This window comes from Micromonospora sp. NPDC048170, from assembly GCF_040652795.1.
Classification (GTDB): Bacteria; Actinomycetota; Actinomycetes; order Mycobacteriales; family Micromonosporaceae; genus Micromonospora.
The window spans coordinates 23,823-44,143 of sequence record NZ_JBEZMR010000014.1; the positions used below are offsets into that span (position 1 = coordinate 23,823).

Annotated in this window: 21 protein-coding genes; 5 read left to right on the plus strand and 16 right to left on the minus strand. The window is 72.9% G+C overall.

The window, feature by feature from the left end; translation table 11 throughout:
* Positions 1-7: 7 nt before the first annotated feature.
* The 16 genes from AB0D32_RS19040 to AB0D32_RS19115 form a co-directional block, all read right to left on the minus strand.
* The gene (locus AB0D32_RS19040) at positions 8-1,570 is read right to left on the minus strand and encodes an AMP-binding protein (RefSeq protein ID WP_357091423.1); all 1,563 of its coding nucleotides are present in this window, start codon (positions 1,568-1,570) and stop codon (positions 8-10) included.
* Positions 1,570-2,304 (minus strand): class II aldolase/adducin family protein, encoded by a 735-nt coding sequence (locus tag AB0D32_RS19045; protein WP_357091659.1) that lies wholly within the window; start codon positions 2,302-2,304, stop codon positions 1,570-1,572. Before AB0D32_RS19045 ends, AB0D32_RS19040 begins: the two co-directional genes overlap by 1 nt.
* The gene (locus tag AB0D32_RS19050; protein WP_357091425.1) at positions 2,304-3,041 is read right to left on the minus strand and encodes a DsbA family protein; all 738 of its coding nucleotides are present in this window, start codon (positions 3,039-3,041) and stop codon (positions 2,304-2,306) included. The genes AB0D32_RS19045 and AB0D32_RS19050 overlap by 1 nt, the downstream gene beginning before the upstream one ends.
* Positions 3,038-3,976: a thioesterase family protein gene (locus AB0D32_RS19055; protein WP_357091428.1), complete on the minus strand. Its 939-nt coding sequence runs from the start codon at positions 3,974-3,976 to the stop codon at positions 3,038-3,040. The genes AB0D32_RS19050 and AB0D32_RS19055 overlap by 4 nt, the downstream gene beginning before the upstream one ends.
* Positions 3,973-4,770 carry an alpha/beta hydrolase gene (locus AB0D32_RS19060; protein WP_357091430.1) on the minus strand — a complete coding sequence of 266 codons (798 nt, stop codon included), beginning with the start codon at positions 4,768-4,770 and terminating at the stop codon, positions 3,973-3,975. The genes AB0D32_RS19055 and AB0D32_RS19060 overlap by 4 nt, the downstream gene beginning before the upstream one ends.
* Entirely contained in the window at positions 4,767-5,780 is a 1,014-nt protein-coding gene (locus AB0D32_RS19065; protein WP_357091432.1) for a beta-ketoacyl synthase N-terminal-like domain-containing protein, read from the minus strand. Before AB0D32_RS19065 ends, AB0D32_RS19060 begins: the two co-directional genes overlap by 4 nt.
* Positions 5,777-6,895 carry a beta-ketoacyl synthase N-terminal-like domain-containing protein gene (locus AB0D32_RS19070; protein WP_357091434.1) on the minus strand — a complete coding sequence of 373 codons (1,119 nt, stop codon included), beginning with the start codon at positions 6,893-6,895 and terminating at the stop codon, positions 5,777-5,779. The genes AB0D32_RS19065 and AB0D32_RS19070 overlap by 4 nt, the downstream gene beginning before the upstream one ends.
* A 3-nt stretch (positions 6,896-6,898) precedes the next feature.
* The gene (locus AB0D32_RS19075) at positions 6,899-7,966 is read right to left on the minus strand and encodes a beta-ketoacyl synthase N-terminal-like domain-containing protein (protein ID WP_357091436.1); all 1,068 of its coding nucleotides are present in this window, start codon (positions 7,964-7,966) and stop codon (positions 6,899-6,901) included.
* Complete coding sequence (locus AB0D32_RS19080) at positions 7,963-9,168, minus strand: beta-ketoacyl-[acyl-carrier-protein] synthase family protein (protein ID WP_357091438.1); 1,206 nt, start codon at positions 9,166-9,168, stop codon at positions 7,963-7,965. The genes AB0D32_RS19075 and AB0D32_RS19080 overlap by 4 nt, the downstream gene beginning before the upstream one ends.
* Before the next feature lie 4 nt (positions 9,169-9,172).
* Complete coding sequence (locus AB0D32_RS19085; protein WP_357091440.1) at positions 9,173-9,427, minus strand: acyl carrier protein; 255 nt, start codon at positions 9,425-9,427, stop codon at positions 9,173-9,175.
* Complete coding sequence (locus tag AB0D32_RS19090; protein WP_357091442.1) at positions 9,417-9,968, minus strand: beta-hydroxyacyl-ACP dehydratase; 552 nt, start codon at positions 9,966-9,968, stop codon at positions 9,417-9,419. Before AB0D32_RS19090 ends, AB0D32_RS19085 begins: the two co-directional genes overlap by 11 nt.
* A complete protein-coding gene (locus tag AB0D32_RS19095) occupies positions 9,965-10,405 on the minus strand; it encodes a hypothetical protein (RefSeq protein ID WP_357091444.1) in 441 nt (146 codons plus the stop codon). The genes AB0D32_RS19090 and AB0D32_RS19095 overlap by 4 nt, the downstream gene beginning before the upstream one ends.
* Entirely contained in the window at positions 10,402-11,142 is a 741-nt protein-coding gene (gene fabG, locus AB0D32_RS19100; RefSeq protein WP_357091446.1) for a 3-oxoacyl-[acyl-carrier-protein] reductase, read from the minus strand. Before fabG ends, AB0D32_RS19095 begins: the two co-directional genes overlap by 4 nt.
* Before the next feature lie 162 nt (positions 11,143-11,304).
* Positions 11,305-12,498, minus strand: coding sequence for a CoA transferase (locus tag AB0D32_RS19105; RefSeq protein ID WP_357091448.1), 1,194 nt, complete (start codon positions 12,496-12,498; stop codon positions 11,305-11,307).
* Between the two features lies 1 nt (position 12,499).
* Positions 12,500-13,678 carry a steroid 3-ketoacyl-CoA thiolase gene (locus tag AB0D32_RS19110; RefSeq protein WP_357091450.1) on the minus strand — a complete coding sequence of 393 codons (1,179 nt, stop codon included), beginning with the start codon at positions 13,676-13,678 and terminating at the stop codon, positions 12,500-12,502.
* The gene (locus tag AB0D32_RS19115) at positions 13,675-13,869 is read right to left on the minus strand and encodes a ferredoxin (RefSeq protein WP_357091662.1); all 195 of its coding nucleotides are present in this window, start codon (positions 13,867-13,869) and stop codon (positions 13,675-13,677) included. Before AB0D32_RS19115 ends, AB0D32_RS19110 begins: the two co-directional genes overlap by 4 nt.
* Before the next feature lie 175 nt (positions 13,870-14,044).
* Here AB0D32_RS19115 and AB0D32_RS19120 point away from each other — a divergent pair, with 175 nt between their 5' ends.
* The 5 genes from AB0D32_RS19120 to AB0D32_RS19140 are packed head-to-tail and all read left to right on the plus strand — an operon-like array spanning position 14,045 to position 20,256.
* A complete protein-coding gene (locus AB0D32_RS19120; protein ID WP_357091452.1) occupies positions 14,045-15,682 on the plus strand; it encodes an AMP-binding protein in 1,638 nt (545 codons plus the stop codon).
* Between the two features lie 12 nt (positions 15,683-15,694).
* Positions 15,695-17,080, plus strand: a complete 1,386-nt coding sequence (locus tag AB0D32_RS19125) for an FAD-dependent oxidoreductase (RefSeq protein ID WP_357091455.1) — start codon at positions 15,695-15,697, stop codon at positions 17,078-17,080.
* 22 nt (positions 17,081-17,102) lie between these two features.
* Positions 17,103-17,594, plus strand: a complete 492-nt coding sequence (locus tag AB0D32_RS19130; protein ID WP_357091458.1) for a VOC family protein — start codon at positions 17,103-17,105, stop codon at positions 17,592-17,594.
* Complete coding sequence (locus AB0D32_RS19135) at positions 17,591-18,799, plus strand: cytochrome P450 (protein WP_357091461.1); 1,209 nt, start codon at positions 17,591-17,593, stop codon at positions 18,797-18,799. The genes AB0D32_RS19130 and AB0D32_RS19135 overlap by 4 nt, the downstream gene beginning before the upstream one ends.
* 47 nt (positions 18,800-18,846) lie before the next feature.
* Complete coding sequence (locus AB0D32_RS19140) at positions 18,847-20,256, plus strand: FAD-binding oxidoreductase (protein ID WP_357091464.1); 1,410 nt, start codon at positions 18,847-18,849, stop codon at positions 20,254-20,256.
* The last annotated feature ends 65 nt before the right edge of the window (positions 20,257-20,321 follow it).

A 20,321-nucleotide genomic window follows, 5' to 3' on the forward strand; every position in this document is an offset into this window, starting at 1 on the left:
ATCCCGCTCATCGCTCCCATCTGTCGTCTCCGCAGAGCGTGCGCAACTGGTCGAGGCGGACCTTGCCGGTCGGCTCGCGGGGGACGACGTCGACCGACCGCCAGCAGCGCGGCACCTTGAACCCGGCGAGGTGACGCCGGCAGTGTGCGTCGAGCGCCGACCAGGACGGCTGCCTGCCGGGCTCCCACTCGACGACAGCCGCCACCCGCTCGCCGTACTCCTCGTCAGGCACGCCGAGCACGACGGCGTCGCGCACGTCCGGGTGCCGCAGCAGCACCTGCTCGATCTCGGCCGGGTAGACGTTCACGCCCCCTGAAACGATCATGTTCTGGGCACGGCCGGTGAGGTACAGGTAGCCGGCGTCGTCCAGGTGCCCCACCTCGCCGTACGTGAACACGCCCGGCGCGAGGTGCGCGGCGCGGGTCTTCTCCGCGGCGTTGTGGTAGCGGAAGCCGCGGCCGGGCCGGCGGATGAAGATCCGGCCCCGCTGGTGGGGGCCGAGCTCACGGCCGTCGTCGTCGACAACGAGGATCTGGTTCGGCGGCACGGCCCGGCCGACACTCCCGGGGTGGGCGAGCCAGTCGGCCGAGTCGATGAGAGTGACCACTCCCCCCTCCGTGGCCGCGTAGTACTCGACCAGGACCGGGCCCCACCACTCGATCATGCGGCGCTTGGCGTCCGGCGTGCAGGCGCCGCCGCCGTGCCAGATTCGGCGCAGGGTGCTTCCCGAGAACGCGGCTCGGGTGGCCGGGTCGAGGCGCAGCAGGCGCACGAACTGGGTCGGCACGAGATGGCACTCGGTGATCCGCTCCGCGTCGATGGTGGCCAGCGTCCCGGCGGGGTCGAACCGCTCCCGGACAACCAGGGTCGCGCCGTTGAGCAGGGGCAGCAGCGCGAAGAACAGCTGAGCGGAGTGGTACCACGGACCGACCAGCAGCACCCGCCCGTCGGCGGGCACGCCGAGCGCCCCGGTGGCGTAGTCGAGCAGGCGGGTGGCCCGGGCGAACGGCGCTCCGGTGACGAACAGACCGTTGAGCACACCCTTGGGTCGACCGGTCGTGCCCGACGTGTAGATCATCAGCTGCCCGCACTCCTGCTCGGTGGGGGCGGCGTGCGGGTCGGTCGCGGCGAGCAGGGGCTCTGCCGGCGGGAGGCCGTACGCGGCCCGGTCGCCGGTGACCACCGCAGAGACCGTGCCCGCCTCGGCCGCCGCCTTGGCACCCACCTCGGCGCGCGGCGGATCGACGACGAGCAGCCGGGCGTCGGCGTCGGCCAGCAGGTAGGCGACCTCCGGCGCGGTGAGGTGCCAGTTCACCGGCACCGCGCTGACGCCGGCGTGCAGGCAGGCCAGCAGCGCCTCCAGCGCCTCCCTGCGGTTACCGAGCATCAGCGCCACCGCGTCGCCGGAGGTGACGCCGGCACCGGCGAGCAGACCCCGCCACCGGTGCACCCGCTCCCCCAGCTGCGCCCAGGTGAGGACACCGTCCTCGTCGGCGAGCGCCGGCGCGTCCGGGGTCGCGGTGATCCGGGCGGCGAGCAGAGCGGGCAGGTCGTGAGGACGCGGCATCATCAGTCCAGCAGGTCCGGGTGGCGGCGCAGGACACCTTCGTAGAGCGGCTTGAAGTTGTACCGGCCGATGCCGGGCGAGCCGATCACGTCGCTCGTCCGTTCGGCCTCCTCGTGATCGATGAGCACCGGCTTGCCGGCCGCCTCGGCGGCGAGCTGCACCTGGCAGGACCGTTCCATGGCGACGAACCACCAGGCCGCCTCCGCCACCGACCCGCCGACGGTCAACAGACCGTGGTTGCGGAGGATGGCGGCCTTGCCGGAGCCCAGCGCGGCGGCGATCCGCTTGCCCTCGTCCGAGTCGAGCACCACGCCGCTGTAGTCGTCGAAGAGGGCGTGGTCGCCGTAGAACGCGCAGGCGTCCTGCGTGATCGGGTCGAGGAGCCGGCCCAGGGTGGAGAACGCCCGGCCGTACACGGAGTGAGTGTGCACGGCGCAGATGACGTCGGGGCGGGCGGCGTGCACCGCCGAGTGGATGACGAAGCCGGCGGGGTTGATCCGGCCCTTGCCGCCCAGCACCTGCCCGTTGGCGCCGACCAGCAGCAGGTCGCTGACCCGGACATGGCCGAAGTACATGCCGAACGGGTTGATCCAGAAGCAGTCGGGCCGCTCGGGATCACGGACGGTGATGTGCCCGCCCGCGCCCTCGTCGTAGCCGAGTTCCGCGAACAACCGCAGCGTGGCGGCCAGTTGCTGCATGCGACGCTGCCGGAGAGCCGGTGTGTCAGGAGGGAACATCATCCGCATCCACCCGTCGTGTCGGTGTCGTATCCACCGGAGGCCACGATCGCCTCCGCCCGGTCGGGCAGCCCCACCAGGGCCGGGGCGGCAGCCAGGACGGGGACCGCGGCGGCGGCGTCCGGCCGCCACAGCCCCAGAAAGCTGTCGAGCCGGTCCAGTCCCCAGAACCGGTGCCGGCCCCACTTCAGGTACGGGATCCCGAAGATGTCGTCGAGGTAGGCGCGTTCGAGGCAGTCCGCGCCCTCGGCCCGCAGCTGCGGATCATCGACCGCGCCGGTGACCAGGGCCGGATCCAGGCCGGCCCGCTCCGCGCACCCGGCCAGCACCTCGGGGTCGCAGATGTTCTCGCCCCGTTCCCAACGGGCGGCGACCACCTCGTCGTAGAACGGCTCCGCACGACCGGCACGGCGGGCGGCCAGCCAGCCCAGGTGCGGCACCTCCCAGTGCGGGTCGACGTCGATCGGCCACGCCATCGGCACGCCTTCACGCTGCACCAGTCGTTTGGTGTCCATCAGCAGGTAGAGGTGCTTGGCCCGGCTCATCTGCACGTAGTGGAACTCCGCGCCGCGTGCGGCGAGCGCCGCGGAGGTCTGCGCGTCCGGATCCCAGTAGGGGAACCAGTCCAGCTCCGCGAACGCCGTCGGCAGCGCGGCGCGCAGCCGCCGAATCGTCAGCCAGCTGTACGGGCTGCGGAAGGAGAAGAACAGTCGGGGTCGGGCGGGCGCGCGGGTCACGGCCGGCCTCCGGTGAGGATCGCGCACACCTCGGGATCGAGCCGGGCGAGCTGACCGGCGTCCGGTCCCCGGCTGATCGCGTAGCCGTGCAGGATGGTCGCCGAGGCGACCAGCCTCAGCTGGTCACCCCGGTGGACCCAGCAGTCCATCCGGCCGCTGAACATCATCTCCCGCAGCACGTCGTCGACCTGGAAGACGGTGTGCACCGTCTCCTCCATGTGGGCCGGTTCGGCCAGGCGTACCCGGGCCCGGGAGACCACCGGGATCCACGCGCGTTCGGCCAGCATGCGCCCCACGGAGATGCCCCGGTCGGCGAGGAACCGGTCGACGACCTCCTCCAGGGCGCGCACGAATCCGGAGTGCTGCACCCGGTCGGAGAAGTGGCAGTAGAAGTACGGCGCCCGCCAGGACCACAGGAAGGCCCCCGAGCCGGCTGGCATCAACACGGACGCGGGGTCGGCGCCGGCCGGCAGCGCAAGCTCCGAGCGCAGGCCGGTCGCCGCGTCGAGTCCGGGTGCCTCCCAGGTCGCGAGGGCCGCCGGGGCGGGCCGGTGCACCGGCCCGTCGGTCTCGGGCAGCAGGGCGACCGTGACGTGTCCCCGCAGCACCACGACGTCCTGGCCGCCACGGTTCACCGACATCTGCACCCGCAGCCGCTTCCCGGTGCCGGCGACCACCTCCGCGCGGACCTCGTCGTCCACCTCCAGCACGGCGGGCAGTTGCACCGAGCAGTCGATGATCTCGGTGCCGAGGCCGTGCCGGTGGAAGAGCGCGTGGGCGCCGTGGCCCTGGTCGCGCAGCCACTTCAGGACGGCCTCCTCCACCAGGTACATGAAGTGCTTGAACCCGATCCAGGTGCGGATGTTGGCGCCTTCGTAGCGCGGCCGGCTGACCAGGACGCTCGGGGTGGGCGCGGGCGGGGCGAGGATGGTCACGTGGCTACTCCTTCGGGATGACCGCTGACGATGGGTGCCACGTCGACGAAGGCCCACAGGCGGGACGCGACGTCCTCCGGCTGGCGGGCGTAGCAGAAGTGGTCGTAGCTGTCGCCGACCGACAGCACCGCGTGCGGCATGCCGTCGGCGAGGGTCCGCGCGGCTTCCGGGGACAGGGTCGGATCGGACCCTCCGGCGAGCACCAGCACCCGGGCCGTCACCTGGTCCAGCCGCAGTGACGCGCTGGCGCAGAACTGGTCGAACACGGTCAGGAATCCGGAGGGGCCGACCCGGTCGACCGCCTTGGCGATCATTCGCTCCACCACGTCGGCGTCCATGGCCCGCAACCGCGCGCCGAGTCGGCTGCGCAGCGAGTCGTGGATGTGCTGTTCGAAGGAGCGCCGCGCGCGTTCGAACACCCGCCAGGTCACGGCGACGGCCGGCGGCCGGTACAGCGGGCAGATCAGCATGACGGTGTCCGGCAACCGCTGGTCGCGGGCGCAGAGCAGTTCGAGCAGGGCGTTGGCGCCGAACGAGTGGGCCACGACGAGGTCGGGGCGCCGGCCCAACTGGTCGAGGCCGTCGGCCAGCCATCGCGGCGAGGGGCGGCGACGCCACTGGTAGTCGTTTCCGGGCCGCCACGGCAGGTCGAGGGCGACCGGGGACCACTCGGGCGGCAGCACGTTGCTCAACGGCAGCCAACTCTCCCAGGAGTCCTCCAGCCCGTGGACGAAGGCCACGATCGGGCCGCCCGGCGTGGGCGGACGCAACTGGCGTACGGTCGGCGTCGTCACGGCTGCCTCCCGTTCGTGGTGGCCGGGGTGAGCAGTGCGGTACGCCAGCCGTCTTCGTCGCCGCCGCAGAGCACCGCGACGCTGCCCGCGCCCTCGGCGACAAGCCGCGCGGCGAGCGCGGTCTGGAGCACTCCCTGGGCGCCGTAACAGTCGCCCCAGGCCGACGCGGGGTCGAGGTGGCCGGGGCCGACCACGACCCGGGCAGGCCACGGGGGTACGTCTTCGCGTCGGCGCACGGTCGACCCGACCGTCACGGTGGCCAGCGGGGTGGCGGCCCGGGCGACGGGTTCCAGGACCACACAGGCGGCCCCGGCACGCATCGGCGGTGCGGCGTCGGCGGCGGCGGGGCCACGGCGAACCGCGACCGCGGTCTCGTCGTCGGGTTCCGCGCCGACGACCAGCACCCGGTCCGCCCGGCGGGCACGCAGAAGCAGGGCGCCCAGGGCGAGCGCGTCCAGACCGGCGGTCTCGCCGGAGCAGACCATCAGGTTCGGGCCGCCGAGCCGGAACCACAACGCGATGCTGCTGGCGATGACGTTGCTGGACGCGTTCGGTGCCGCCATCGGGCTGACCCCCCGGCTGCCCTCGCGGACGACGGCGCGGGTCACGTCGACGACCGTGGCGACGTTGCCGAGGTTGCTGGCGGCCACGATCGCGGTGCCGGGATCGAGGGTGGTGTCGGGGCGGGCGCCGTCGGGCAGGCCCAGGGCGCGGTGCACGGCGCACAGCGCGAGCCGGGTGGCCGGTTCCTTGTACAGCAGTCCCTTGCGGCCGAGCAGGGTGTGCGCGCGGTCGGACGGGCAGGCAGGGTCCACGGGCGGCAGGTCGGCGGCAGCCGCGCCGAAGCGGCCGTCGGCGGGCAGGTGGATGCTGTAGGAGGTGACGGCCACGGCGATGGCCGGGGCGGTCGCGCCGTCGAGCTTCTCGCGGACCTGCCGGCCAGGCACGCCGCGGGAATCGTGAGCGTCCGACGCCGCGTCGGCGGCCGGTGGGGCCTGCGTGCCGGTCACAGCGCCTCCACCAGGGTCACCGCGTTCACGCCGCCGAAGCCGAAGGCGTTGACCTGGGCCAGGGTGATACCCCGTCGGGCGCGGGCGTCCCGGACGAAGGTGAGCCCGTCGCCCTCGGACAGGGGGTTCACCAGCCCGACGACCGGCGGCACCACGCCACTGGCCAGGCATCGCAGCGCCACGTCGAGGTTGGCCAACGCGGCGGCGCCCGACAGGTGACCGACAGCGCCCTTGACAGCGGTGACCAGGGGCGCTCCGGGTCGGGGCAGGCACCGCAGCAACGCGGCGCACTCCGTGGGGTCGTTCAATGCCGTGCCGGTGCCGTGGGCCACCACCAGGTCCACCTCTTCTGGGCTACGACCGGCCCGCGACCAGGCGTCGCGCATCGCCCGGCTGATCCCGTCCACATCGGGTGCGGTCTCGTGCACGGCATCGCAGGACAGCCCGGTGGCGAGCAGCCGGCCGACGGCCGGCCCGGTCCGGTCCTCGCCGACCACAACGAGCGCGGCGGCGCCCTCGCCGAGCAGCACCCCGGTGCGGTCGCGGTCGAACGGGCGGATCCGGGTGGTGGGCGTCGGGGTGACCTTGCCGATCATCGCGAGCATGGAAGCGGTCATCGTGTCGGCAGCGCCGACGACGACCGCGTCGGCCTCGCCGGTTTCGATCAGGTCCTGGGCGAGCGCGAGGGCGTGCCCGCCCGCGCTGCACGCGTTGGCGATGGTCACCACCTCGGCCAGGCCGGGCGCGGCGTCCCGGACGGCGGGCCCGAAGTGCAGGCGCGACAGGGTGGTGGCGGTACCGGTGAGTGCCAGTTCCTCCACCGCGGCGAGTTCCCGCAGCCCGGTGCCGACGAGCGCCACGACCCGGCTCCGCGCAGGGTCGATGGCGGCCCGCGTCAGCGCCTCGTCGACGCACTCCCGCAGCCAGGTGCCGGCGCGCAGCGTGGCCCCCGGGGCGGGCTCGTCGATCTGGTAGCCGGCCGTCACGTTGAGCTGGCCGGTCAGCGGGTGCCGCAGCGCGCCCACCCCGCTACGTCCGTCCAGCAGCGCGGCGAAGGTGCGCGCGCCGTCACCGAAACACGTGCGCAGGCTGCTCGCCGCGATCACCGTCGCCATGGGCTACCGCCGGACCAGGGCGGCGCCGACGCCGCCGTCGGTGCCGTGGGCCGTGAGCAGGGTCAGACCGGACCGGTCGCCGTGGTCGGGCAGGCGCAGCGCGGCCACCAGGGCCAGGGCCGGGGTGGCAGCCCCGCAGTCCCCCGCCGCCCGGCTGACGACAAGCTCGGCCGGTACGTGTCCGCCGAGCGCCCGCAGAGCGGCGGCGTGCTGCGGGCGGGGGCCGGAGGTGGTGGTTTCGCTGGTAGCCAGGAGCGTGACGTCGGTCGGGGCGGCTCCGGCGACGTGCAGGGCCCGGGCCACGCAGTCGGTGAGGGCCTGCTCCGCTGTGCCGTCGGGGCCGTACCCGGTGGTCACGGCGCAGATCGCAGCGCGCCCGGCGGGGTCGGCGGAGCCACCGATCACGAACACCGCGGCACCCTCGCCCGTGAGGACCTCGCCGCCTGCCGGCCCCAGCGCGGATGCCCAGGCCCGGTGCGCCGAGAACTCCTCCACCGCGCCGACGAGCATGGTGTCGACGTAGCCGCGGCGGATGGCGTTGCCGGCGTACCGCAGCGCGTTGAAGAAGGCCAGAGGTCCGCCGGTGACCGTGGCGTTGATCCCCTTGAGCCCGTGTCGGATGGCCGCCTGGCCGGCTGCGCAGTTCATCACGGTGTTGGGAAACAGCATCGGGTTGACCAGGTACGGCTTCTCCTGAACCAGGGTCTCGCGGGTGTAGTCGCTGGTGGACTTCAGGCTGCCGACGGTCGTGCCCAGCACCACGCCGACCCGGGCCCGGTTGGTGTCGTCCACCGTCAGCCCGCTGTCGTCGAGGGCGTCGCCGCAGGCCACCACGGCCAGGGCGGTGGCCCGGTCGTAGAAGCTCGTGCCGCGCCGGCCGAGCCGGGCCCGTACGTCGAAGTCCAGGAGGGCGTGGCCCTCGGCGCGCGGCAGCGCTTCGGTGACGATCCCGCCGACGGGTACACCCGGATGACACTCCCCGGCGAGGGCGGTGACGCGTTCCGCGAGCGCCTCCGGCCGGTCACCGGCGGCGCTCAGCGCCGCGAGGCCGTTGATGGTCAGTGGGGTCATCGGGCGGCTCCAAGCAGCACGATCGCGTTGTTTCCGCCGAAGGCGAACCCGTTGTTCTGCACGAGCCGGACGGTGGCCGGCCTGGCCTCGTTCGGCACGGGATCGATGCCGGCCAACTGTGGGTCCGGGTGCGACCAGTTGACGGTGGGTGGCAGGAAGCCCTGCTCGATCGCCAGGGCGGAGGCGATCGCGCCGAATCCGCTGGCGGCGCCCATGGTGTGCCCGATCATCGACTTGATCGAGCTGATGGGCGGCGGATTCGGCCCGAACACCTCCAGTACGGCCTGCGCCTCGACCAGGTCGTTGGCCGGGGTGCCGGTGCCGTGGGCGCAGATGTAGTCGACCTGGTCCGGGGTGATGCCGGCGTTGCGGTGGGCGATACGGATGCACTCGGCGATGCTGTCCCGGTCCGGGGCCACCGGATGCTTGGCGTCGCAGTTGAGGCCGTAGCCGAGCACCTCCGCGTAGATGTGCGCGCCGCGCGCCTCGGCGTGCTCCCCCGTCTCCAACGCCAGCACCGCGCTGCCCTCGCCGGTAAGGATGCCTGAGCGGTCCCGGTCGAACGGCGCGCAGGCGCTCTCGGTGAGGGCACCCAGCCGGTAGAACCCCGCGTGCGCCCAACGGCAGACCGAATCGGCGCCGCCGGCGAACACCACGTCTGATTCGCCGGTGACGAGCAGGTCGTAGGCGTACCCGATGGCGTAGTTGCTGGCGGAGCAGGCGGTGGCGAGGGTCAGCGAGTCGCCGCGCAGGCCCAACTCCTCGCTGACCGCGTGCGCCAGCCGCCCTGCGGGCAGTTGCTCGACGAGCTGCGGCGGCACCGCGTCGAAACCCGCCTCGACCAGACGCGCCGTGAGCGCCTCCAGGACGACGGATTCACCGCTGGTCGTGCCGATCACGGCATGCGCCCGGGTACGGTCCACCGTGTCGAGGTCCAGTTTGGCGTCGTCCGCCGCGAGCCGTGCGGCGGCGGCCGCGAACTGACTGGACCGGCCCCACCGCGCGGGCGGCAGCCGGCGCAGCCAGGCGGCGGGGTCGAAGTCGCGGACCTCACCGCCGTTGCGGTACGGGAACCCGGTCGGGTCGAAGCTGGTGATCTGGGAGATGCCGGAGCGGCCCGCCCGCAGGGCCGCACCGAACGCCGTCACCCCCGTTCCGATGCTCGACACCGGGCCGAGGCCGGTCACGACCACACGCCGCACGGTTTCAGTCCTGCCAGCCGGCGTGCCGGGCGACGGCCTCGTAGGTGGCCTTGAGGTTACGCAGCTCGGGCATCTCCGACTGCGGGATCTCCACCTTGAACTCCTTGTCGATGCGGGCCAGGATCTCGATGGCGCGCAGTGAGTCCGCCTGGTACTCCTCGGCGAAGTCCCCGGTGTCGGTCAGCTCGTCGGTCTCGATCTCCAACACCTCGGCGATGATCTCCCGGAGCTGCTCGTACCGCTCGTTTTCACCGGACATGTCGGCCTCCTTGGGCACTGGTGTTAGCGGGGATGGTGCGGTCGACGCCTGAGCCGTTCGGGCCGGCTGCCGGTTCGGCGACTGCGGCACGGGGACGGCGGGCGGCCATGAGCGAGCCGACGGTGCCGATGCGCCGCTGGCCGACCCAGCTCTCGCCGGTGGCGAAGGCGGTGTCGGCGACGACGCGTTCCAGGCGTACGACGTGGCGGACGACGTCGCCCGGGTAGGCCCGGCCCTCGACGGTGTACTCCCGGGCGCCCACGAAGAGCAGCAGGGAGTCGTCGGTGACCCGGTCCGACGGGGTGGCGCCGGCCAGCCACAGCAGCGCGGCGCTCTGCCCGAACGACTCGATGAGCAGCGAGGCCGGGTAGGCGTAGTCCTCGGCGGTGGCGTCGTCGCCGAGGTGGGCGTAGCACGGCTCAGTGGCGGTGATCGCCTTGACCGTCTCGATGACGTCACCGGGCTCCATGCTGGTCACCCGGTCGACCAGCAGCAGCGGGTAGCGCTGGGGCAGGACGGCCCGGATCTCGGCGGCGTTCACGCGCCGGCTCCGGCGTCGAAGACGGCGCGCAGCTGGGCGGTGACCGTGCCGTCGTTGCGCCGAGCGGTGCCGCGTACCGCCCAGCCGGGCGACGTCGAGGCCATCGGCTTCACGTCGAGGGTGAGTTCCATCTCGTCGCCGCCGAGCAGCGCCGCGAGGAACCGGATCGAGGTGACCGCGCGCAGCCGGGGTGCGCCGGGAACGGCCTGGGCCATCGCCTGGCACAGGGTCTCGACCACGAACACGCCCGGGTAGATGGGTTGGCCGGGGAAGTGCCCGGCGAGGTTCGGGGATTCCGGATCGACCGCGACCCGGGCGGTGATCGTCCAGCCGCCGTCGCGGGGGTCCACCCGGAGCTGGTCGACGGCCGGCAGCGGGGCGGCGTACGGAACGGGGGCAGCGGGCCGCCAGGCCGGCGCTGCCGTCGCCGCGGTCACAGGGTCATCCCTCCGTCCACCTGGAACACCTGGCCGGTGACGTAGTCGGCCTGGTCGGAGAGGAGGAAGTCCACCATCGCCGCGACGTCCTCGGGACGGCCGAACCGGCGTAGACCGATCATGCCCAGTGCCCGGTCCCGGGCCTTCGCATCCAGCGCGTCGGTCATGTCGGTCTCGATGAACCCGGGGGCGACCACGTTGACCCGTACGCCGTAGGGGGCGAGTTCCTTGGCCAGCGAACGGCTCAGCCCGATGATGCCCGCCTTACTGGCCGCGTAGGCGGTCTGGCCGACGTTGCCGTGGATGCCGGCGATCGAGGAGAGGTTGACGATGGCCCCGGCGCGGCGCTTCATGAATCGGAAGGCCATGGCTCGGCAGAAGTTCCAGGTGCCGCCGAGGTTGATGTCGAGGACCGCCTCCCAGTCGGGGCGGCGGGCCAGCACCAGCGGGCTGTCCCGGGTGATGCCGGCGTTGTTGACCAACCGGTCGATCGGGCCCAGCCGCCGCTCGGCTTCGGCGATGAACGCGTCCACCGCCGCGTCGTCGGCGACGTCGCAGGGGGCGAAGTAACTCGGCACCCCGGTCGCGGTGACCTGTGCCTCGGTCTTCTCGGCGGCTTCGCTCGGCTTGCTGTAGCAGCAGGCGAGCCCGTACCCCTGCTCGGCGAGCCGGACGGCCACCGCGCGGCCGATGCCCCGCGAGGCGCCGGTCACCAGTGCCAGCGGTCGCTCGCTCACAGACGCCTCCTTTGCCCGTCGCACCCACGCCGGGTGCCCCCGATCGGCGACGGGAACTCGTATCTCGAACTCCTATGTTGAAGCATCTTGGGCCCGACATCAATAGAAGCAGCAGGACACACGCAGAACGCACGTAGATACTATGCAGACGCTTGCCGGACCCTATGACTCGTCCGGGCGCGGGGCGGCGTCCCCCAGCACGTCACGGCTGTCCGCGCCGGCGGCCGGCGCACCCCGGCGGATCCGCGTCGGTGTGCGGGAGAACTTCACCGCCGGACCGGTGAGCGGCGCGACGGCACCGTTGTGCAGCACCGTCGGCTGAAGCATGTCCCGCTCCGACACCTGCGGATCGGCCGCCACCTCGGTCAGCGTGCGCACCCGCTCGGCCACCAGGCGTGCGGCGCGGAACGCCGCCATGACCTCGCCGACCGTGCGGGTCTCGCACCAGCCGGACACGAGGCCGTCGACCACGTCGCGGTTCTGCCGGCGCTGCGCACCGCGCCCGTAGCCGGGCGCGCGAGCCAGTTCCGGGCGGCCGATCGTCTCCGCCAGCGCCCGCCAGTGCTTGTCGAGGGCGACGGACAGGTAGATCTCGCCGTCGAGGCAGCGGTAGACGTTCGACGGGACCGCGAAGTCGGTCTGGTTGCCCCACCGTGTCGGCGGCGCGCCGGTCGCGGCCAGCGTCAACAGACCACAGCTGCTGGCGAGCAGGCTGTCGAGCATGGCCACGTCGATGTGCTGGCCCTCGCCGGTGCGGTCGCGGTGCGCCAGGGCGGCCAGCGCGCCGACGGCCGCGTGCAGGCCGGCCAGTTCGTCGGCCAGGAAGGTCGGCGACCGGACCGGGCGGCCCGCCGGGTCACCGTTGAGCGACATCCAGCCGCTCGCGGCCTGCACCACCGGGTCGTACGCCGGCCGGTCGATGTCCGGGCCGTACTGCCCCCAGCCGGTGATGGAGACGAACACGATGTCCGGCCGGACCCGGCAGCAGTCGGTGTAGCCGACACCCCAGTCGTCCAGCGTGCCGGGCTTGTAGTTCTCCACCACGAGGTCCGCCTCGCGTACCAGCCCCAGGAACGCCTCCCGGCCGGCGGGCTGCCGCAGGTCCAGCCCCACGCTGCGCTTGTTCCGGTTCACCGTCTCGCGGAACCACGACAGGCCCGTGCCGGGAATCTCCGGTGGCACCTCACCGTCGCGGCCGTACGGCAGCTCGACCCGGACGACGTCGGCGCCCATGTCGGCGAGCAGGCTCGTGGTCAGCGGGCCGGACCATACCTTGGTCACGTCCAGCACGGACAGGCCGTGCAGGGGTCCGTCAAGGTCGTCGCGGGCCTCTCGGTAGAACTCCTCGCGCCGCACGTCACACCCGAGCCAGGATCGTCGCGGTTCCCAGCGATCCCCCGCAGCACATCGTGACCAGCGCCGTCTGCGCGTCCCGGCGCTCCAGCTCGTGCAGCGCGGTGACCAGCAGTCGGGTGCCGCTGGAGCCGAGGGGGTGGCCCAACGCGATCGCCCCGCCGTTGACGTTGACCCGCTCCAGGTCGGTGTCGTGCTGCTGCGCCCAGTTGAGCACCACGCCCGCGAACGCCTCGTTGACCTCGACCAGGTCGAGGTCGGCCAGCGTCATCCCGGCGCGTTCCAGCGCCCGGCCGGTCGCCGCCACCGGCCCGTCGAGCAGGTAGTACGGATCCGCTCCGGTGATCACCTGGGCGACCATCCTCGCCCGGGGCCGCAGCCCCAACGCCCGGGCCCGGGCGCGGGACATCCACAGGATCGCCGCCGCGCCGTCGGAGACCTGCGAGGTGGTGCCGGCGGTGTGCACCCCGTCGGGCACGTTCGGCGCGAGCTTGGCCAGGCCCTCCAGGCTGGTCTCGCGCAGCCCCTCGTCCCGGTCGATCCGGCGGTACCCGGCGTGGTCGTCGTCGTTGCCCGGCACCGGCGCGTCGAGGCCGACCACCTCCCGGTCGAAGTGGCCAGCCGCCCAGGCCGCGGCGGCGCGCTCCTGGGAGAGCACCCCGTACGCGTCGACGTCGGCGCGGGTGAGGCCCTGTCGGGCGGCGATCCGCTCGGCACCGCCGAACTGCGCCCGCGGCGGGTCGTCCCACGGGTAGTCCGCGGTCTTGTAGTGACCCGGTCCGTTGTAGAGGTTGACACCGATCGGGACCCGGCTCATGGACTCCACCCCGCAGGCGATGCCCACGCTGATCGCACCGCTACCGATCAGCGCGGCGACGAGGTGGTTGGCCTGCTGGGCGGAGCCGCACGAGACGTCCACCGTCGTGCAGCCGACCGCGGGGTCCCATCCGGTGCTCAGCCACGCGTTGCGGGTGACGTTCAGGCTCTGCTCGCCCGCCTGGGTGACGCACCCGCCCACCACCTGCTCCACGGCGTCGGGCGTGACGCCCGCGGCGTCGATGACCGCACCCAGCACGTGCCGGAGCAGCTCGACACCCTTGCGCCCGGCCAGCGCACCGCCCCGCTTGCCGATGGGGGTGCGGACCGCCGCTACGACGACCGGCTCGCGGTCCTGCGCCGTCACTGGTCCTCCAGTGTGATGGCGAGTTTGGGACAGGCGTTTGCGGCCTGCGTCACCTCGGGCCACAGCTCCTGCGGCGGGTTCTCCTGAAGCACGTAGAGGTAGTCGTCGTCCCGCACTTCGAAGACCGTCGGCGCGGCGAGCGCACAGAGGCCGTTGCTGTCGCACCTGTCAAAGTCCACATTTATCCGCATCGCGGCCGTCCTCTCTCGGTCCCGGCACTCGTGTTCCACGGTAGTGGAGTACTCGTATCTGGGAAATACAAGCATCGTCTTTGCACAGACCCTTGTGTGCCTTCTGGACCGTCGATACCGTGCGTACGGATACCCATGGCCGGCTCCAGCCGGTGATCGCCGTACGGGAGGCCCCGTGGCTGTTCGTGAAGGCTTCACCCCCTGGCCGGCGGAGCTCGCCGCCCGATACCGCAACGCCGGTTACTGGCGCGGCGAGGTGCTCGGCGACCTGCTCCGCCCCTGGGCCGACTGGGACGCCGAGGCTCGCGACCCCGGGCGCACCGCCGTCGTCACCCGACACGGCCGGCACACGTACGGCGAGCTCGACGCACGTGCCGACGAGCTGGCCGCAGGCCTGGTCGAGCTGGGCGTACGCCCCGGCGACGGGGTGGTTCTCCAACTGCCCAACACTGTCGAGTTCCTGGTCACCTGCGTGGCGCTGTTCCGCGTGGGCGCGCTGCCCGTGCTGGCCCTGCCGGCCCACCGGCGCGCCGAGCTGACCTACCTGACGCAGTACGTCGGGGCCGTCGCCCTCGTGACCAGCGACCGGACGCCCGGAGTGGACCACCGCGTGGTAGCGCAGGAGGTGCGCGACGCCTGCCCCACGCTGCGGCACGTGGTGGTGGTCGGTGACCCTGGGCCGTTCCTGGCCTGGTCGGACGTGCGCGCCCCGGCCCGGGAGCTGCCCCGGCCCGACCCGCAGGACGTGGCGTTCTTCCTGCTCTCCGGCGGGACGACCGGGCTGCCGAAGCTCATCCCCCGCACCCACGACGACTACGCCTTCCAACTGCGCGCCACCGCCGAGGCGATGTCGTTCGACCACCGGCACGCCTACCTCGCTGCGGTGCCGGTCGCGCACAACGCCGCCCTCGGTTGCCCCGGCGTGCTCGGGGCGCTGCGGGTCGGCGGCCGGGCGGTGCTGTCGTCCAGCCCCAGCCCGGACGAGGTCTTCCCGCTGATGGCCCAGGAGCGGGTCACCCTCACCACCGTCATGCCGGCCGTGCTGTCGCTGTGGGTCGAGACCGCCGCCATGTTCGACGTGGACCTGTCCGAGCTGGTCATCGAGGTCGGCGGGGCCGTGCTGCATCCCGACCTCGCCCGCGCGGTCCGCCCGGCCCTGGGCGCCACGCTCACCCACTGGTTCGGCATGGCCGAGGGCGTGCTCTGCTTCACCCGCCCCGGCGACGGGGACGAGGCCGCGGCGACCACTCAGGGCACCCCGATGTGCGTCGACGACGAACTGCTCGTCGTCGACGAGGCGGGCGAGCCCGGCGAGGTCGGCGAGGTCGGCGAGCTACTGGCGCGCGGGCCGTGCGTGCTGCGTGGCTACTACGCCGTACCCGAGCACAACCGGACGGTCTTCACCCCCGAGGGCTTCCTGCGCACCGGTGACCTGGCCCGGATCGACCCCGAGGGCCGCCTGGTCATTTCCGGGCGGATCAAGGACGTCATCAATCGGGGCGGGGAGAAGGTGATGGCCGACGAGGTCGAGGGGCACCTGCTCACCCACGAGCGGGTCCGGATGGCGGCGGTCGTCCCGTTCCCCGACCGGCGGCTCGGCGAGAAGACCTGCGCGGTCGTCGTCGCCGACGACCCGGCACCCAGCCTGGTGGAGCTACGCAGGCTGCTGAGGGACAGGGGCCTGGCCGACTACAAGCTGCCGGACCGGCTCGAGGTCGTCGAGGCGCTGCCACTGACCAACGTCGGCAAGGTCGACAAGCGGGCCCTGGCCGCGGCGGTCCTCGGCGACCTGACCGCCACCGCCAGCCGGTAGCGGCGGCGCGGCATGACGGCCTCCCCCGACCGGCACCGGCGACCGGCGAGCCTGTGGCTGGACACGCTGCCCGCGTCCCTGCGGACGCTGCGGCCGGCCCTGTCCGGCGACGTACAGACCGACGTGGTCGTGATCGGCGCCGGATTCACCGGCCTGTGGACCGCCTACTACCTGACGGAGTTGGCGCCACAGATTTCCGTGCTGGTGGTCGAGGCGGAGCACGTGGCGTACGGGGCCAGCGGACGCAACGGCGGCTGGTGCACCACGGAGATGCCTGCCCTGCTGGCCAACCTCGTGCAGCGCTACGGCCCGATGGACGCCATGCGCTTCTACCGGGCGGGCCAACGCACGCTCGCCGAGATCGAGCGGGTCCTCGCCGCCGAGGACGTCGACTGCGGGTGGCGGCGCGACGGCTCGCTCTACGTCGCCCGTACCCCGCCGCAGGTCGCGCGGCTGCGTGCCTGGCAGGAGATGCGCCTCAAGCTCGGCATCACCGACATGACGCTGCTGTCGGCGGCCGAGACCACCGAGCGGGTCGGCATCGCCGGGGCGCTGCTGAGCGGCTTCACGCCGCAGTGCGCGGCGGTGCAGCCCGCGACCATCGCCGCCGGGCTGGCGCAGGCCGTGGAGCGGCGCGGGGTGACCGTCGTCGAGGGCACCCGCGCGATCGGGCTCCGGCCCGGCGTCGTGGTCACCGACCGGGGCACGATCCGCGCCCGCAGCGTGCTGTGCACCACGGAGGCGTACACGGCCGGCCTTGCCGGGCACACCCGCCGGGTGCTGCCGGTGATCTCCCGGGTGCTGGCCACCGAACCGCTGCCGGAGCGGCGCTGGCACGAGGCCGGCTGGCGGGACCGGATCACCGTCGCCGACTCCCGCCACCAGTTCGCCTACTTCCAGCGCACCGCCGACGACCGGCTGCTGGTGGGCGGTCGGGGGGCCGGCTACCGCACCGGTTCGCGGCCGGACCCGGCCGCCCGCTCCGGCGACCGGGTCTTCGCCCGGCTGCGCGAGTCCCTGGCCGAGAGCTTCCCCGCCCTGGCCGACGCGCCCGTGAGTCACCGCTGGAGCGGGGCGTACGGGATGCACCGTGACGGCGAGCCGGCCGTGGTGTACGACCGCGACAGCGGTGTCGGTCACGCCGGCGGCTACGGCGGCGAGGGCATCGCGCTGAGCAACCTCGCCGGCCGCACGCTGGCCGCGCTGGTGGCCGGGGTGAAGCGGCCCGAGACCCGGCTGTTCTGGACCGGGCACCGGTCGCGCCGCTGGGAGCCGGAACCGTTGCGGACCATCGGCGTACGCGCGGTCAGCGCGCTGGCCACCGCCGCGGACCGGTACGAGGACCGGCTCCGGCGTACGGCGCCGTTGGCGGGAGCCGTCATGCGAACCGTCCTGTGACCGTCTTTTCGAGAGGAACTCCGTGGCCAACGATTCCGCACCCCCGCTCAACGGTGGCACCCACATCAACCTGACGGTCCGGGATCTCGACCGCAGCACCGAGTGGTACTGCCGTGCGCTGGGCTTCACCGTGGTCCGCGACGCCAGGCCGGTCGAGTCGGGGTTCACCTTCCGGACGCTGTTGCACTCCCGGGCCCTGACCTCCATCGTCCTCGGACAGGCCGACCGGCCGGTCGAGGAGCCGTTCGACGAGCACCGGGTGGGGCTGCACCATCTGGCGTTCCACGTCCCCGAACGGGAGGACCTGCACACCTGGGTGGCCCACCTGGACTCGGTGGGCGTCGAACACGGCGGGGTGCAGGAACTGTTCCTGGAGGCCGGGCACGGCGTGTGGCTGCGCGATCCGGACAACATCTGGCTGGAGCTGTACTGGCTCAACGCCGACTACTTCATGCAGCGGATGCGGGAGCACCACCGGGCACGGCGGGCCGAGCGCGTCGGCGGGCAGCAGTGACGCTTCCCGACGCCGTCGCCCGGCCCCGGATCGCCGCGGTCGACCTGGCCAGCGCCGAGGACCCCTATCCGAAGTACGAGCGGCTGCGCGCGCAGGGCCCGGTCGTGCGGGGCGAGTTCGGGCAGTGGCTGGTGGTCGACCACGCCGCGGTCAGCGCCCTGCTCCGCGACGGCCGGTTGGCCAGCCACTTCCCCCGGGAGTTCATCCGGCTGACCCTGGGCGACGGTCCCGCCGCCGAGTTCCCCTCCCGCATCGTGCTCACCCAGGACCCGCCGGAGCACACCCACGCCCGTCGGTTCCTCGGGCAGGCGTTCGGCACGTCCCGGGTCCGGGCGATGACCCCGGCGGTGGCCGCGCTGGTCGAGGACCTGCTCGCCCCGGCGCGCGACGCCGGCCGCCTCGATCTCGTGGCGGAACTGGCCGTGCCGCTGCCGGTCACGGTGATCTGCCGGCTGATCGGCATTCCCGACGCCGACCGCGAGGAGGTGCTGCCCCGGGTGGTCGACCTGGCCCGGGTGTTCGATGCGGCGAACCTCCAGCCCGACGAGCGGGACGGCGTGGACGTCGCCGTGACCTGGCTACGCGAGTACGTCACCACCCTGCTGCGGGACGCGCCCGCCGGCCATTCCACCCTGGCCGGCATGTTCGCGGCGGCCCCGCCCGAGGAGCGTGGCGACGTCGCCGCGATCGTCGACAACCTGCTGTTCCTGTTCCACGCCGGGTTCGAGACGACCATGGGGCTGGTCTCCAACGGGTGCGTGGCGCTGCTGAAGCACCCCGACCAGTTGGACCGGCTGCGCCGGGACCCGACCCTGGTCCGGTCGGCGGTCGACGAGTTCCTCCGGTTCGACTCGCCGATCCAGAACGCGATCCGGGTGGCCCGCGAGCCGATCGAGATCGGCGGTCACAAGATCAGGACGGGCCGGTCGGTGATGCTGCTGCTCGGCGCGGCCAACCGCGACCCGGCGGTCTTCGACCGCCCGGCGGAGCTGGACCTGTCCCGTGCCCCGAACCCGCACCTGGGCTTCGGCGGCGGTCTGCACCACTGCCTGGGCACCGCGCTGGCCCGGCTGATGGGCGAGCTGACGTTCACCGCGCTCGCCACCGGGTTCCGTGACATCGCGGCCGACGGCGACGCACTGCGCCGCCGCCACGGGAGCCTGCGCTCCTTCGAGCGTCTCCCGCTTGCCGTCCGCCCCGCGTGATGCCGTCACCTGCCCGCCCCCGCGACAGCCGTTAAGGAGAGACCCGCATGGCGCAGTTGTCCACAGAGATGTACTGGCACTCCACAGAACCGACCGACGTCGGCCCGCCGCTGGACGGCGACGCCTCCTGCGACGTGTGCATCGTCGGCGCGGGCTACACCGGGCTGTGGGCGGCGCACTTCCTCAAGCAGGCCGAACCGGGCATGTCGGTGCGGGTGGTGGAGGCGAAGTTCGCCGGCGACGGCGCGTCCGGAATGAACGCCGGGTTCGTGCAGATGACCGCTGGCAAGGTGCTGCGCCGGATGCTCTGGTACTACGGGGCGGAGAAGGCGGGTGGGGTGTACCGGGCGGTCGCCCGGTCGATCCTGGAGATCGGTCGGTTCTGCCGGCAGAACGGCGTCGACGCCCAGTACGAGAACACCGGCATCCTCCAGGTAGCTACCGACACCAAGCAGCTCGCGCGGCTGGAGTTGCAGATCAAGCGGGCCCAGCGGGCCGGGGTGACCTCGTTCCGCCTGCTCGACCGGGCGCAGGCGCAGGAGCGGATCGGCTCGCCGACCGTCCTCGGGGCGCTGAAGGTCAGCGGCGCGCTGCTCAACCCGTACCGGCTGGTGCGCGGGCTGGCCCGGGTGGTGCAGGAGCAGGGCGTGGTGCTGCACGAGCAGACGCCGGCGCAGACGATCGAGAAGGTCGACGGGAAGTGGCGGATCACCACCCCGCACGGCACGATCACCGCTGACGAGGTGATCGTGGCCACCGAGGCCATGCAGGGCGCGTTCCCCGAGCTGTACGCGCGCCAGATGCCGGTGTGGAACTATCAGCTGGTCACCGAGCCGCTGACGGACGAACAGTTGGGCCGGGTGGCCTGGCCGGGGCGGGAAGGGGTGGCGAACTCGCTGTCGTTCTCCACCGCGGCGCGGCTGACGGCCGACAACCGGGTGCTCTGGGCGGGCGGCCTGTGGTACATGTTCGGCAACAGGGACACCGATCCCCGCCACCGCCGCAACGACGAGGCGTTCGACAAACTGGGCGAATCGTTCCGCGAGTTCTTCCCACAGTGGCGGGACGTGCGGTTCAGCCACGGCAACGGCGGGCTCATCAGCTGGAGCCACAGCTTCATTCCGCAGTTCGGCCGGACCGACTCGGGCATGGTCTACGGCCACGGGTACACCGGCAGCGGGATCGCGGCGAGCCACACCGGCGGGAAGATCCTGCGCGACCTCGTGCTGCGTCGCAAGACGGAGTTCACGGAGCTGGCGTTCGTGACGGTCAACCAGCCCAAGTTCCTGCCCGCCCCGTTCGGCGACAAGGGCGGCGAGTTCTTCATCTGGCGGCAACGGGTGGGCGACCGGCTGCCGCTGCTGCTGCCGTACCGGGCGGCGCTGGCACCGAACCGGTTCTTCGCGCGCCGTACGGCCTCTCCCGACCGGGCTACCGCGAGCCGCGGCAGCGACTGACCCGCGGCCGCGACACCGACCGCCCGCCGCGTCGCCGCCGGGCGGTCGGTGTCGCGGGCGGTCGG